Source organism: Variovorax sp. GrIS 2.14, from assembly GCF_046115955.1.
Lineage (GTDB): Bacteria > Pseudomonadota > Gammaproteobacteria > Burkholderiales > Burkholderiaceae_C > Variovorax.
In genome coordinates, this window is record NZ_JBJXIA010000004.1 from 259,677 (window position 1) to 274,373 (window position 14,697).

At 62.5% G+C, this 14,697-nt stretch carries 15 protein-coding genes; 14 read left to right on the forward strand and 1 reads right to left on the reverse strand.

The window, feature by feature from the left end; genetic code table 11:
* The first annotated feature begins 115 nt into the window (after positions 1–115).
* The 5 genes from RCH10_RS09410 (at position 116) to RCH10_RS09430 (ending at position 5,575) form a co-directional block, all read left to right on the forward strand.
* A complete protein-coding gene (locus RCH10_RS09410) occupies positions 116–1,462 on the forward strand; it encodes a PotD/PotF family extracellular solute-binding protein (protein ID WP_409052146.1) in 1,347 nt (448 codons plus the stop codon).
* 26 nt (positions 1,463–1,488) lie between these two features.
* Positions 1,489–2,349 carry an ABC transporter permease gene (locus RCH10_RS09415; RefSeq protein ID WP_323496495.1) on the forward strand — a complete coding sequence of 287 codons (861 nt, stop codon included), beginning with the start codon at positions 1,489–1,491 and terminating at the stop codon, positions 2,347–2,349.
* 34 nt (positions 2,350–2,383) lie between these two features.
* The gene (locus tag RCH10_RS09420) at positions 2,384–3,238 is read left to right on the forward strand and encodes an ABC transporter permease (protein WP_323496515.1); all 855 of its coding nucleotides are present in this window, start codon (positions 2,384–2,386) and stop codon (positions 3,236–3,238) included.
* A 63-nt stretch (positions 3,239–3,301) separates the two neighbouring features.
* A complete protein-coding gene (locus RCH10_RS09425; RefSeq protein ID WP_409052147.1) occupies positions 3,302–4,516 on the forward strand; it encodes an ABC transporter ATP-binding protein in 1,215 nt (404 codons plus the stop codon).
* Positions 4,517–4,558: 42 nt separating this feature from the next.
* Positions 4,559–5,575 (forward strand): alpha/beta fold hydrolase, encoded by a 1,017-nt coding sequence (locus RCH10_RS09430; protein WP_409052148.1) that lies wholly within the window; start codon positions 4,559–4,561, stop codon positions 5,573–5,575.
* Between the two features lie 6 nt (positions 5,576–5,581).
* Here the strand turns inward: RCH10_RS09430 and RCH10_RS09435 are convergent, their stop codons facing one another.
* Positions 5,582–6,727 (reverse strand): acyl-CoA dehydrogenase family protein, encoded by a 1,146-nt coding sequence (locus RCH10_RS09435; RefSeq protein WP_409052149.1) that lies wholly within the window; start codon positions 6,725–6,727, stop codon positions 5,582–5,584.
* 211 nt (positions 6,728–6,938) lie between these two features.
* Here RCH10_RS09435 and RCH10_RS09440 point away from each other — a divergent pair, with 211 nt between their 5' ends.
* The 9 genes from RCH10_RS09440 (at position 6,939) to RCH10_RS09480 (ending at position 14,484) form a co-directional block, all read left to right on the forward strand.
* Positions 6,939–7,982, forward strand: coding sequence for an aliphatic amidase (locus tag RCH10_RS09440; protein WP_409052150.1), 1,044 nt, complete (start codon positions 6,939–6,941; stop codon positions 7,980–7,982).
* Positions 7,982–8,797, forward strand: a complete 816-nt coding sequence (locus tag RCH10_RS09445; protein WP_323497972.1) for a CbbQ/NirQ/NorQ/GpvN family protein — start codon at positions 7,982–7,984, stop codon at positions 8,795–8,797. Before RCH10_RS09440 ends, RCH10_RS09445 begins: the two co-directional genes overlap by 1 nt.
* 12 nt (positions 8,798–8,809) lie before the next feature.
* The gene (locus tag RCH10_RS09450; protein ID WP_409052151.1) at positions 8,810–10,555 is read left to right on the forward strand and encodes a nitric oxide reductase activation protein NorD; all 1,746 of its coding nucleotides are present in this window, start codon (positions 8,810–8,812) and stop codon (positions 10,553–10,555) included.
* Positions 10,556–11,299: 744 nt separating this feature from the next.
* Positions 11,300–11,611, forward strand: a complete 312-nt coding sequence (locus tag RCH10_RS09455) for a hypothetical protein (protein WP_409052152.1) — start codon at positions 11,300–11,302, stop codon at positions 11,609–11,611.
* 54 nt (positions 11,612–11,665) lie between these two features.
* Positions 11,666–12,103, forward strand: coding sequence for a hypothetical protein (locus tag RCH10_RS09460; protein ID WP_409052153.1), 438 nt, complete (start codon positions 11,666–11,668; stop codon positions 12,101–12,103).
* 80 nt (positions 12,104–12,183) lie between these two features.
* Positions 12,184–12,504 (forward strand): hypothetical protein, encoded by a 321-nt coding sequence (locus RCH10_RS09465; RefSeq protein ID WP_409052154.1) that lies wholly within the window; start codon positions 12,184–12,186, stop codon positions 12,502–12,504.
* Between the two features lie 64 nt (positions 12,505–12,568).
* Positions 12,569–12,877: a hypothetical protein gene (locus tag RCH10_RS09470; RefSeq protein WP_409052155.1), complete on the forward strand. Its 309-nt coding sequence runs from the start codon at positions 12,569–12,571 to the stop codon at positions 12,875–12,877.
* Between the two features lie 89 nt (positions 12,878–12,966).
* The gene (locus RCH10_RS09475; RefSeq protein ID WP_409052233.1) at positions 12,967–13,749 is read left to right on the forward strand and encodes a helix-turn-helix domain-containing protein; all 783 of its coding nucleotides are present in this window, start codon (positions 12,967–12,969) and stop codon (positions 13,747–13,749) included.
* A 111-nt stretch (positions 13,750–13,860) separates the two neighbouring features.
* The gene (locus RCH10_RS09480) at positions 13,861–14,484 is read left to right on the forward strand and encodes an FMN-binding negative transcriptional regulator (protein ID WP_409052156.1); all 624 of its coding nucleotides are present in this window, start codon (positions 13,861–13,863) and stop codon (positions 14,482–14,484) included.
* Positions 14,485–14,697 lie beyond the last annotated feature (213 nt).

The window sequence follows — 14,697 nt, forward strand, 5'->3', positions numbered from 1 at the left end:
TGGCGATCGTCTCCGTCATCAACACAAAACGCACTTATGCGCGATCCCACGTATTTGAGTAACTCAGTCGAGTCCCGACACTCGTCTTCATCGCAAACCCCTTTGGAGTGACACCATGACCGACGAGATCAACAAGCCCGCCACTGCGGTCACTGCCACTGCAATCGCGCCTGGCACCAGCCGCCGCAGCATGTTGAAAGCGGCAGCCGGCGCCGCTGTCGGTACCACGTTGGCAGGCATGCCGATCGCCGGATTTCCGCAGATCATGAAGCGCGACTTCCAGGGCATCACGCTTCGCCACATCGGCGTGTCGTACGCGGTGCAGCGCGAGATCGGCGAACAGGCTTCGAAGGACCTCGGTTTCAAGATCGAGATGCAAAATCTCGATACGTCGGCTTCCATCACCCGCTTTGTCACGCAGCCCAACAGCGTCGACATCGCCGACATGGAAGGCTGGCAGGTCAAGGTCGCGATGCAGCGGCAACTGCTGCAGGGCATCGACTCCAAGAAAATCAAGGAGTTCGACGGGATCTTGCCGATCTTCACGACCGGCGTGTATGAAGGTCGCAAGATCTCGCGCCAGGGTATTTCGCCCTACGAGGTGATGTACACCGAAAGCGCCGCGGCAAAGAAAATCGTTGAAGGCCAGCAGCAATATCTGACCTTCCTGCCGCAGGTGTTCAACGCAGATTCGCTTGGTTATCGCCCCGACAAGGTCGGCCGCGAAGTCACCGAATGGAAAGACCTGATCGACCCCAAGTTCGCCGGCCGCGCCGCCATTCTGGACATTCCCAACATCGGGATCATGGACGCTGCGCAAGCATTGGAGTCGCGCGGTGACCTGGTCTATGGCAACAAGGGGAACATGACCAAGAAGGAAATCGACATCACGATCAATGCGCTGATCGACCTGAAGAAGAAGGGTCACTTCCGCGCTTCGTGGAGCACCTTCGAGCAGTCGGTCGAACTGATGGCCAGCGGCGAGGTGTTCATTCAGTCGATGTGGTCGCCGGCCGTCACCGCCGTGCTGGAGAAGGGCATCCCCTGCGTCTACGCGCCAATGGCGATCAAGCCGAACGGCAAGGAAGGGTATCGCGGCTGGTGCAACGGCATGAGTCTGATGAAGCACCTGAGCGGCAAGAAGCTCGAAGCTGCCTATGAGTACCTGAACTGGTACTACTCGGGATGGCAAGGTGCGTACGTCGCACGTCACGGTTACTACAGCCCGGTGCCACGCACCGCCAAGTCGCAGATGACGCCGGCCGAGTTCGATTACTGGTACATGGGCAAGCCCGCGGCCGAAGTCATCAAGAGCGACCACGGCCAGCCGATCGGCGCGGTCAACACGGTGCGCGACGGCGGCTCGCTGGCACAGCGCTTATCGAACATCGCTTGCTGGAACACAGTGATGGACGAGAACCAGTACATGGTGCAAAGGTGGAACGAGTTCAAGGCTGCTTGATCGTTTGACGGGAGCGGAAGCGACGCATGCGCGAACGAACCAAGTCCTATCTTCAACTGACGCCGCTGGTGTTGGTGCTGCTGCTCTTCGTGGCGGCGCCGCTGGTGTTCGTGGTGATCGTCAGCTTCTTCAAGACCGACGGCTTCGACACCATTCCGGCCTTTACCTTCGAGAACTATCAGGCAATCCTGACCTCCGGCCTGACGGTGTCGCTCTACCTGAAGATGATCAAGTACGCGCTCATGACCTGGGCGGCGTCGGCGGTCATCGGTTTCTTCGTCGCGTACTTCCTGGTGTTCCACGTGCGTAATCGCACCGTCGCCATCGGCCTCTTCTTGCTGTGCACGGTGCCCTTCTGGACATCGAACGTGATCCGCATGATCTCGTGGATGCCGGTGCTGGCGGAGCAGGGCGCCATCAACACCGTGCTGATGAAACTCGGCCTCATCCGGGTGCCGTTGCGCATCCTGCTGTTCTCCGATTTCTCGGTGGTGGTGGCGTATGTACACCTGTTCACCATCTTCATGATCGTGCCGATTTTCAACTCGATGAGTCGCATTGACCGCAACCTTTTCGAGGCGGCGCGGGACGCTGGCGCGAGCCGCCTGAAGACGATGCTGCTGGTGGTGATGCCGCTCACCAAGTCCGGCATCGTGATGGGCTCGATCTTCGTCATCACGCTGGTGATGGGCGACTTCTATGTGGTCAAGGTGATGAGCGGCGGTGGCTCGGCGTCGGTGGTGTCGGCCATGTACGACAACGTGTCGACCTTGCTGTTCCCGCCGGCTGCGGCCTCGGCCGTCATCCTCCTGCTGATCCTGACGGCGTTGATCGCAGTGCTCACGCGTTTCGTCGACGTGCGGCAAGAACTCGTGCAGAAGCGGTAAGGGCATGGCGACACCTGCAGCAATGACCATGACGATGTCGGCCCCTGCGATCAAGCGTTCGGTGGGTGATGCACCTGTGCGCCCGTGGACCTTCTACGCACTTGCGCTGTTCTTCGCGGCCTACGTGCTGTTCCTTTACGGCCCGATGCTGTGCATGTACCTGCTGTCGTTCCAGGGCGAGCAGGGTGCCTTATCTTTCCCGATGCGCGGCCTCTCGGTGCACTGGTTCCGTCAACTGTGGGAAGGCCGCAGCGGCGACATCGCCGGCGCGGTGCAGCGCTCGATTCCGCTAGCGCTGGTGGTGATGGTCGTCACGGTGGTCTTCTCTGTCGCGGCCGGTCTCGGCTTCCGCCGCAACGTGCGCGGCAGCACCGCCATTTTCTATGGCGTGATCATCGCGCTGACGGCGCCGGGCTACATCCTTGGCATCGGCATCGGATTGATGTTCAGCATCTTCGGCTGGCAGACCGACTGGACGACGTCGGCACTCGGCGCTCAGCTGTCGTGGACCTTGCCGTTCGGTGTGCTCATCACCTTCGCGGTGTTCGGCCGCTTCAACCCGGCGTATGAGGAAGCGGCGCGCGACATGGGCGCGACACCGGCACAGACGCTGCGCCTCATCGTGCTGCCCATATTGGCGCCCGGGATCATCGCGATCGCGCTGTTCGGCTTCACGCTGTCTTACGACGAATTCGCCCGCACGCTGCAGACCACTGGCTCGCGCAACACCATGCCGATCGAGATCTGGAGCATGACGCAGAACGTGACGTCGCCGACGATCTATGCGCTGGGCACGGTGACGACGGCGATCTCGTTTCTCTTCATCGGCCTGGCAATCCTTGCCGTGGTGGTGATTCAGCGGCGGCGGCTGGCACCTTCGGCGCACTGAGGCGCCGAGATCGCACACACCGACTTCGCATCCATCTTCTATCGACTGCACGGCACCATGTACATGGACAACGCAACCTCAATTTCCGCCGTCACCTCACCACCGATTTCCGTCGGCGCAGTGGTGCCGACCGGAGCCCTTGATTCAGCACACGGCGGCGTCGTTCTGGCCGCACTGACCAAGCGCTACGCCGACGGCACCACCGCCGTCGACAACATCGACCTGCGCATAGAGGCTGGCACCTACTGCTGTCTGCTGGGTCCGAGCGGTTGTGGCAAGACGACGATGCTGCGGATGATCGCTGGTCACGAGACGCCGAGCGAAGGCGCCATATTGATCGACGGCAAGAACGTCATCGACAAGTCGCCGCGCGAGCGGGGCACGGCGATGATGTTCCAGAACTACGCGCTGTTCCCGCATCTCTCTGTGCGCGACAACGTGGCCTTCGCGATGCGCGTGCGTGGCGTAGCAAAGAAGGAGCGGATGTACGAGGCCGATCGCGTCATCGAGCAAGTGCAACTGACCGCATTGGCCGACCGCTTGCCGGGCCAGCTGTCCGGCGGCCAGCAACAGCGGGTGGCATTGGCCCGCGCCATCATCATGCGGCCGACCGTGCTGCTGCTGGATGAGCCGTTGTCGGCCCTCGACGAATTCCTGCGCCTGCAGATGCGGGGCGAGCTGCGCGGCATGCAGCGCGAGCTGGGCATTACCTTCGTGCATGTGACGCACACACAGCTCGAAGCCATCGCGGTGGCCGACCAGGTGGTCGTGATGGACAAGGGCCGCATCGCGCAGTCGGCGCCGCCGCGTGAGATCTATGCGCAGCCGCGCACCGAGTACGTCGCGGCCTTCATCGGCGGCCAGAACGTGATGCACGGCGAGGTGGTCGAGCTCGATGCCGGCCTCCTCACCTTGCGCGGTGCGCAGGGCGCTTGCTACCGGCTGCCGCGCGAGGATTTTGCCGGCTCGGCCTTGGGTTCGACCTCGGTCGCGATCGGCACCGGCGTCTCCTTTGCGGTGCGCCGCGACCGCATGCGCGTCACCGGCGAAGACGATGCGATGGTGCTGGCCGTCAACACCTTGCGCGGCCGCGTCCGTGAGCTGGAATACCAGGGTATCTACATGAAGGTGAGCCTGGTCACCGACGACCCGACCGCGCCCGGCTGCGTGGTCTACGTCGAAGAGAACACCTTCTTCGGCGACCCCGTGTCGGTGGGCCAGCGCGTGTGCTGCAGCTGGGCTGCGACCGAGGCGCACGGCCTGGCCGCGATGGCCTGAACCGAACTCTCCCTAATTTTCACCCCCGACCAAGGAACCACCATGACCGACTACAAGATGTTCGACCTCGGCGATGTCGTTCTGCAGTGCAAGAAGACGCTGCGCGGCGTCAAGCTGGCGTACAAGACCTTTGGCACGCTCAACGCGGCCAAGGACAATGTCATCGTCTACCCTACCTGGTATTCAGGCCAGCATTACGAGAACGAATGGCTCATCGGTGCAGGCATGGCACTCGACCCGGCCAAGTACTTCATCATCATTCCCAACATGCTGGGCAATGGCCTCTCGACCTCGGCCAGCAACTATCCGGCACCGTACAACGCATCGCGCTTTCCGGACATTACCGCCTACGACAACGTCAAGTGCCAGCACAAGCTGGTGACCGAACTCTTTGGCATCGAAAAGGTGGCGCTGGTCACGGGCTGGTCGATGGGCGCGCTGCAAACGTACCACTGGGGAGCGATGTACCCGGACATGGTCGAACGCATCCTGCCGTTCATGGGCTCGGCCAAGTGTTTGCGCCACAACCACGTGTTTCTCGAGGGTGCCAAGGCCGCGCTGCTGGCCGATGTCGCCTTCGAAGACGGCTGGTACACCTCGCCACCGACCAAGGGCCTGCGCGCCTTTGGCCGCGTCTATGCAGGCTGGGGCTTCTCGCAGGCGTTCTATCGCCACAAGCTCGACATGGAGGTGATGGGCTACGCCTCGCTCGAAGACTTCATGGTCGGGTTCTGGGAAGGACTCTTCCTGAATCGAGACGCGAACAACCTGCTCACGATGCTGTCGACCTGGCAGAACGGCGACATCAGCAACAACGAGCTGTTCAACGGCGACTTCGTCAAGGCACTCGGCGCGATCAAGGCCAAGGCGATCGTCATGCCGGCGTCGACCGACCTGTACTTTCCGCCCGCGGACAACGAGTTCGAAGTCGCGCACATGCCCAACGCGACGCTGCAAGTGGTCGAGACGCATTGGGGCCACTTCGCCGGCGGTCCGGGCACCAGCCCGGCGGACATCAAGGTGCTGGACGATGCGTTGAAAGGCTTGCTCGCCAGCTGAGTTCGGCTAAAGCTTGCGCGCAATCAGGTCCTTCATCACCTCGGTCGTGCCGCCGTAGATGCGCTGCACCCGCGCATCCGCGTACATCCGCGCGATCGGGTACTCTGCCATGTAGCCGTAGCCGCCGAACAGCTGCAGGCACTCGTCCGTCGCCTTGCACTGCTGCTCGGAGCACCACCACTTGGCCATGTAGGCGGCCTCGTTGTCGAGCGTGCCATCGAGCAGGCGCTGGGTGCAGTCGTTGACGAAGGTGCGCACCACGTGTGCCATCGTCGCGACTTCGGCCAGCTTGAAGCGGGTGTTCTGAAAGTCGAAGACGCTCTGGCCGAAGGCCTTGCGCTCCTTGGTGTAGTCGACCGTCACTTCGAGCGCGCGCTCGATCACCGCAGCGGCGGAGACGGCGAGCAACATGCGCTCGTAGGGCAACTGGCTCATCAGCTGGATGAAGCCGTCGCCCTCCTTGCCGCCCACCAAGTTGTCGGTTGGCACGCGTACGCCGTCGAAAAACAGCTCGGCGGTGTCGGAGGCATGCTGGCCGATTTTTTCCAGCCGGCGCCCCACGCGAAAGCCCGGCAGGTCTTCGGTTTCGAGCACGACCAGCGACACGCCACGGCTCCCCGCTTCACCGGTGCGCACGGCCAGCACCAGCAGGTTGCAGGTGAAGCCATTGGTGATGAAGGTCTTGGCGCCGTCGATGACGTAGTGGTCGCCGTCGCGCCGGGCCTTGGTGCGCAGTGCCTTCAGATCGGAGCCGCAACCCGGCTCGGTCATGGCGATGGCGGCCAGCATGTCTCCGCTCGCGAGCTTGGGCAGCCAGCGCTGCTTTTGTTCTTCGGTGCCGTAGGCCAGGATGTAGTGCGAGGCGATGGAGTGAACCGCTGTGTTGCCGGGGATCTCGGCCTTGGCGAGCTCGTCTTGCACCACCAGCTGATAGGCGAGATTGGCACCGGCGCCACCCCAGCATTCGTCGATTTCGGGCAGCAACAGGCCCATGGCACCGAACGGCTTCCACACCTCGCGCGGGATAAAGCCCTGACGGCGCCAGCCGTCGAGCTGTGGCGTCATCTCACCGGCGATATAGCGTCGCGCCTGTTCGCGGAACGCGTCGATCTCTTCACTCATCCATTCGTGGCGGTGCAATTGAGGCAGCATGTTCTTAGATTCCTGTGAGTCCGCCGGTGCACATCAGAGTTTGTCCGCTGACGTAGTCCGATTCCGGAATACACAGACGGTACACCGCGTCGGGGTCGTACCGGCGCTTTCACGTCGAGCCGTAAGGGGCTACGTCAATCAACGTATTCGCCGCCACGCGACCGCTTTGCAGAATGACTTTCGTCTAACAAGCCCCAGACAAGGTTGAATCATGATTCACGGAGACATATCGAGCAGCAAAGACACCGTCGGCGTGGCGGTCGTCAACTACAAGATGCCGCGGCTGCACACCAAGGCCGAAGTGCTCGACAACTGCAAGGCCATCGCCAAGATGGTCATCGGCATGAAGTCCGGCCTGCCCGGCATGGATCTGGTCATCTTCCCCGAGTACAGCACCCACGGCATCATGTACGACGCCGGCGAGATGTACGAGAACGCCGCCAGCATTCCTGGCGTCGAGACAGAAATCTTTGCCGAAGCCTGCCGCAAGGCCAAGGTATGGGGCGTGTTCTCGCTCACCGGCGAGCGCCATGAAGAGCACCCCAACAAGGCGCCCTACAACACGCTCATTTTGATGAACGACCAGGGCGAGATCGTCCAGAAGTACCGCAAGATCATGCCGTGGGTGCCCATCGAAGGCTGGTACCCCGGCAACTGCACCTACGTGAGCGACGGGCCCAAGGGCATGAAGATGAGCCTCATCATTTGCGACGACGGCAACTACCCGGAGATCTGGCGCGACTGCGCGATGAAGGGCGCCGAACTCATCATCCGTTGCCAGGGCTACATGTACCCGGCCAAGGAGCAGCAGATCCTGATGTCCAAGGCAATGGCCTTTGCCAACAACACCTACGTTGCGGTCGCCAATGCGGCCGGCTTCGACGGCGTGTACTCGTACTTCGGCCATTCGGCGCTCATCGGCTTCGACGGCCGCACCCTCGGCGAATGCGGCACCGAAGAAATGGGCATTCAGTACGCCGCGCTCAGCAAGAGCCTGATTCGCGACTTCCGCAAGCACGGCCAGTCGGAGAACCATCTCTTCAAGCTGGTGCACCGCGGCTACACCGGCCTGATCAACTCGCGCGAAGGCGACAAGGGCGTGGCCGACTGCCCGTTCGAGTTCTACGGCAAATGGATCGCCGATCCGCAGGGCACGCGCGAGATGGTCGAGTCGTTCACGCGGACCACCGTCGGCACATCGGAAGCGCCGATCGAGGGCATCCCCAACGAAGACACGGTCAGCGTGCACCGGTGATGTCGATGGTGCCGTCGGGTTCAGATGTGCTCGAGCCCTGGCGCATCGATACCGAGCCTTACTACCGCGCCATCGGCGACGAGTGCGAGATGTTCGAGGCGGCCTACGCGGGCCGGCTGCCGGTGCTGATCAAGGGGCCGACCGGCTGCGGCAAGACACGCTTCATCGAGTACATGGCGTGGCGGCTCGGCCGGCCGCTGGTCACTGTGGCGTGCAATGCCGACACCAGTGCGGGCGACCTCGTCGGCCGCTGGCTGCTCGATGGTGGCGAGACGCGCTGGCAAGACGGTCCGCTCACTTTGGCGGCGCGTCACGGCGCGCTGTGCTACCTCGACGAGATCGTCGAAGCGCGTGCCGACACGGCCGTGGTCATCCACCCGCTCACCGACACGCGCCGCATGCTCCCGCTGGAACGGCGCAACGAACTCGTGCATGCGCATCCCGACTTCGCGCTAGTGGTTTCATACAACCCGGGTGGCGGCAGCGGCTTGATGAAAGCGTCGACGCGGCAACGTTTCTGCGGGTTGGAGTTCGACTATCCCGATGCAGAGAACGAAGCTGAAATCGTGATGCGCGAGAGCGGCGTCGAGATCGAACTGGCGTCTGCACTGGTCGCACTCGGACGTCGCTCGCGCAGGTTGGCCGGGCATGGTCTCGACGAGGGCGCATCCACGCGCATGCTGGTGCGCGCCGCTGCGCTCGTGCGCGCGGGTGCGAGTCCGGCTGCGGCCTGTCGTATGGCGCTGGTGGCGCCGCTCACCGACGACGTCGCGTTGCGCGATGCGCTGGTGGCGGCGGTCGACGCTTCGTTCTGAACGCCTGCTGCGATGAGCGCGGTGGTTGACCTGGACTTGCGAGTGGACCTTCAAGCGGGCACGAACCCGTCTGTAGCGACGGCTCGCGCGATCACGGGTAGCGACAGCACCGAGCAAAGCGGTCAGCTCGATGCGCTGCGGCTTCCCATCGGCGCTTGGCTGCGGCTGCTCTGGAACGTGACGCCACCGTTGCTGCATCTTCCCGCAGGAATCGAAGGCGGGCAGACGCCGTTTCTTGCAGAGAGTGGATTGCACCTGCCATCGCCACCCGCCGGCGCGAGCAAGGCCGATGCCCGTCGCTGGTACAGCGCAGCCGCCGCGCACGCTGCAGCACACATCGTTTTTTCTCGCCGCGTGTTCGTGCGCGAAGGCACGGCGCCCATCACGCAGGCCTTGCTCGGCCTGCTCGAAGACGCGCGGGCCGAAGCGCTGGCATGCCGTGAGTTACCCGGCTTGCGGAGACTCTGGGCGCCGCTGCACACCGCAACGCCGAAAGACGGCGACGACTTCGAAACGCTGATGCTTCGGCTCGCACGCGGCCTCGTCGATCCCGGCTACGACGATCCGCATCCGTGGGTGCGCAAGGGCAGGGCGCGCTTCTATCTCGACGATGGTGGCGAGGTGTTGGCGCAGTCGCAACCCGATGCGCTGCGTGCGATGGCATCGGCCCTTGGCAACGACATCGGCCAGATGCGAATGGGCTTCAACGCGCGCATGTACCGGCCGGGGCCGAGCTACCGCGACGACAACCGATGGCTCTGGCAAGGCCATGCCGGCGAACAGCCCGAGCAGTCGCGACCGGTGTCTGCCGCAGCACGGCTGCAAGAGGGACCTGCCGATGCAACGCCTCCTGCGCCCGTGCAGTGGCGATATCCGGAATGGGATCGTCGGATCGGCAAGTTGCGGACGGACTGGTGCGTGGTGCACGAGCGGCATCCGCAGGTTGGGGAGTCTGTCGGCGCGCATGCATCTGCGGTGGCGACGCTTGAGGACGACGCACCGGTGCAGCGCGCATTGACCCTGTTGCTGCAGAAGTCTGCGATGCGCTCCCGCGTGCTGCGACGGCGTGAGCGCGACGGCGACGACATCGAACTCGACGAAGCCGTCAGTGCGGTGCTGGCACAGCGCAGCGGCAGTGCGGATGAGCTTCGGGTGCACACCCGATCGACGCAGGCGGCGGAGAGCGTCGCCGTGCTGTTGTTGATCGACAGTTCGGCCTCCAGCGCGCGGCCGCACGGCAGCGATGCGGCGGGCGGCACTCAGTTGACGACGCAGCAGCGTGTGGCCCGACTGCTCGCCGGCGCGTTGGCCACAACCGGTGGCTCACTCGCGATTCAGGGCTTCGATTCCGATGGCCGAGAGGGCGTCAACCATTGGCGCGTGAAAGACTTCGATGAGGCGTGGAGCGACGGCACTGCCGCGCGACTGGCCAGCTTGCAAAGCGGCCTGTCGACACGGCTCGGCGCCGCGTTGCGCCACGCGACGCGTGCACTGACAGCACAACCCGCCTCCCGTCGACTGGTGGTCGTGATGAGCGATGGCGAGCCGCACGATGTCGACATCCACGATCCGCATTACCTGATCGAAGACGCGCGACATGCGGTGCAATCGGCGCGGCTGGTGGGTATTGGCACGCTCGGTTTGTTGCTCGATGCGGAAGGGGCGGCGGCGAGCCGGCGGATCTTCGGGGCAGGGCAGAGCGCGCTGTTGGGTGACGCCGCGTCGTTGCCTTCGGTGCTGGGGCGGTTGTTGGGTTGAGTCGATGAGGCGGCTCCGATGGCCGCTCACGTTCGGTTCTGTCGATCGGTGCCATCAACTCGTCGGCCGCGTTGCCGACTGCTCGTCGCCGTGGTTCCGTACGACGCTGCCTTCGATGTCCGCTTTGCGGCGCGAAGCGGACCTACACTGTTGCTCGGCGTGTGTCCGCAATCGGGCCAGAACCGGACGTTGGAGGTCCGGTTAAGAAGTACGAAAAATGAGTCCGTTGTCAATGATCAATCAACTGCTCGAAGCGGTCTGGATGTGCCCGCCAAGAGGGACCCACCCCGCTTGGGTGGACCAAACCACAGCCGCTATTGCCACTGATCTTGTCAGATTGACTTTCGCTCAATCCCCGATGGTCCAGGTTGCACCTTGCGAGGTCGAAATACCAGGTGCCTACCCGGCCCTAGGCATCAAACTGCAGGAAGTGTCCGAGGCGACAGAGATGCCGGCAGGCTGGCCAGAGGATTGGAAGGCGTCGACCCAAATTGATGAAATTCAGAAGTACTTGCCGGCGACGATCTCAGAAGTTCGCGTTTGGGACGCCTTGGGCGAAGGGCCTGATTCCGCTGTTCAACTTGTCTTGGCAACTGGCTTGACGCTAACCGTAAGGCATCAGTATCCCCCGATGACCTTGGGCGTGGATCTAGGCGCTCGGAGCCGGACTCCAGATACAGCCTAGCCTGTGCCACCGTCGCAGCATTCGGCCAAAAAGCAGACATCAGCCACGAGGGGGCCAACTTGGGAATCGATACGGTATGGGTGAACGAAAAGCACGAGAAGATCCAGGCGATTTTTGATCCTTCGGGTTGTCTTACATCGCTCGTCATTGACCAGTGGGTCGCTCTTCCACCGATCTGTATGCGCTTCATCGACCCGTGGGGTGTCACCGTTTTCAATCAGAGACAGATCCCTGTCTTGCTCATCGAATTGAAGGAGGTCGGGAGCTCTTCCACGAATGCGGAACTGTCTGAACACCTTAAAAAGGTGATACGGCTTGCTCAACAAGCCGTCGACAGCGGCCACACATACATAAAGTTCCTGGGCGATTGATGGACAACAATCCGCCGCCAATACCGGACTTTCAACGCACCTTCCCAAACGTCGATGATGAGCCACCGTTGCGCCTTTGCTGATGTCGTTATTGAGCTTCCCGCAGGCTGGGTCGATGTGAGTCACGACATGCCGGAAGGTGCTCCTCCCACACTCGTAAGAACGGATGGAGTTGGAGCGCTGCAGTTTTCCGTGGCTAGGTTTAAATCCGGCGCTAACCCGAACGTCGATGCAGACGCACTTGGCGTTCTTCTCAAAGAGTTCGCGAGCACGCGCTCACTGGGTGTGCCTTCGGACGTTGAGCAAGGCGAATCTATCAGCCGCTACATCGGTGGAACGTTCATGCGAAACGACGACCTGACCCGCGTTTGGTATGCAAGCAACGGCTCGGACTTGGCCCTTGTGACCTACGTGGCTGAAGCTGGCAACCCTGCCTGTATTGCCGAGTTGGCCGACGCTGCCTTAATCGTCAAGTCCATTGACTTCGACTGACGATGCCGCTGGTCCAAGGGCACAATGCGGCCAGAAGCAGACCTTCGGCGAACACGTCCAGTAAATAACCAAATACAAGTATGAGCAGCATCGGTGTCATCGTTCGCGCATCGCAGGAAATTGAAGAGCTTGACGCCGACTGGCAGCCGCAACCGCTGGGCAGCCGCCCTCATGTCCACTCTGTCATCTACGAACTGACCGGCGTCACGACAAGGACGCAGCGGTTCGACCTGCGTGCACAAGGGATCGCCTTGGAGCTTGAAGTTGGCGACGACGAGCCACCGCTGTCCATCACTGCATCAGGAGTGTTTGACGAGGCGGCTGTCGCCATCCTGAAGAAGCTTTGCGCGGGCCTTTCAGCACGGTTTTACGACAGCGAGGACGGTCGCTTCATAATTTGAACCGCAGCCGCTTGCGGCCAAGACCGGACCACAGGTCAGCCAACCACATCGAGCAAGACTGAACATGAACTACGTGTCTGCAGTGCTAGCTAAGACAATCGAGATCAGTATTGCAGACAGCTTGCCGCTTGAGCTTTCAGTGATGGGTGCACACGTGCACGAGCGGGGCGCGTCTGTGCCATACGCATCAAGGGCAGAACTCAGCGTCGTGCTCACTGCTTTGCAGCGTCTCGGTTTTCTGTTCGCTGACGAGCCGGCAGGTTGGCCCCCTGCCGCCGTTTTCCAGCAACTCCGTGACGAGGCATTCGTGAGCGGGTCAGTACAAACTGTGACCTGGACAGGTCCGAATGAGCATGTTTTCGGCAAGGCGTGAAGAACTGCTTCCGGGCCATTAGCAGTCGTTCCCGAACGGCAGCTTTTTAGGTGTATCCGTACTAAATCCGATCGGAATCCTTGACGACCATGCACGCGGCAACTGAGCCAGTTCCATACATAGAACTTCAAAATACTTTGCTTGATGTCAAAAGCATTGAAGCGTTGTGGTGTTACCGGGCCAGTTCCTCACTTCCGCAACTTATCTTGCCTGATGGGCGCATGGATCTCGTTGCGCACTGCCTACCCGCCGAAGACGGCGTGCTGACTCGGGTTTGGCTCGCGCTGGCAGGGCCAGCCGATCAACCTGGAACCTTAAACGCGATTGTTGGCCAAGTCAGCGTAGGGGTACGCTTTCGCATCGGGTGGGGCGGTCTTTGCCTCGGCGTGCAACCCGCCATGCTTCGCAACCGGGTTATGGTTGGTCGCGATGTTGTGCGTCAAACTGGTGTACGCGCCGAGCCGATCCTCGAGGCAACTACCGTGCCTGCATTGCGCGATGCTTTGGTGAACGCTGTTCATGTGATTACCAACCGTGCGCGACCGGGTCCAACGCATGAGCGCGCACTGGCGGCGATCGCCGAAATGCAGGCGGCCCCGCCTGGAGAGCGTCGGGGCTGGGTTAGGCACGATGCAGCGCCGCGCACCTTACGTCGCGACGTGCTGGTTGCCGCCGGCCTGCCGTTGCGTAGTCTGGCCGGCATCCTGCGTTTCCAGCGTGCCATGCGCTTGTTGAAAGCGGGTGAGATGCGCTCCTTGGGGGAACTCGCGCTGGAGGCCGGCTTTTCGGACCAGGCCCACATGACGCGCGAGTTCCGCCGCTTCGGTGGCTTCACGCCGTCGCTTCCGCAGGCCGCGCCCATCGTCGGATAGGCGAGTCACGAGGACGACATGTCGGCATCGCGTGGCCGCAACCTTCAAGACGCCGAGCTACGACCGCAGCAGACTCATCAAACCGAATCTCCTGGCCTCACGCCTCCACCCATGCACATCCAACCTCTTTTTGCTGTCACGGCACACCCTGAGCTGCACGCCTTGATCCAGGCCTATCCGCTTGCGACGCTGATCAGTGCCGGCGGGGCAGGTCCGGAGGTCAACCTTCTGCCGCTCGAATTCACGCCCGGCGGGTCGCACGGCCGGCTGCGCGGCCATGTGAGTCGCAACCATCCGCTTGCCACCGGCACGGCGCCCGACACCGAATCGACCGCGATCTTTCGCGGCCCGGACGCCTACATTTCCCCGCGCTGGTATGTCAGCGGCCAGCGCAGCGGGCGCGTGGCACCGAGCTGGAATTACGTGGTGGTGCAGGCGCGCGGCCGCATCCGTTTTGTCGATGCCGCCGATTGGGTCGCGACCCACCTGACCGCGCTCACCGCGCAACAGGAGGCGGGCCGCGATTCGCCGTGGTCGCCCGCCGAGGCGCCGGCCGCGTACATCGACGAAGCCGCGGCGCACCTGATCGGCTTCGAGATTGAGCTGACCGATCTCGTGGGCAAGCGCTTTCTCTCGCAGCAGCGCACCGAGGCTGACCGGCACAGCCTCGTGGCGCATTTGGCCCGGGAGCCGTCCGGCGCGGCGCGGGACCTTGCGGCGCTTATACGTCCTTGAGTGGCCGGCCGCGAACGTATTCGCCTCAATTGGTAGCGCCGTTGTGAACAACGCTGACCGGCAGCTATGGGCCCGAAGCAGTCCTTAAATGCGACAGGTCTGCAGACGGATTTGCAGCGGTTGCTACCGGTGATGTCGGCCCCCCTGAGTTCACGGTCTTTGGCCACGCAGCGGTCATTCATGCGCCAGTGTCATGTCGGACCCCGTGGCCGG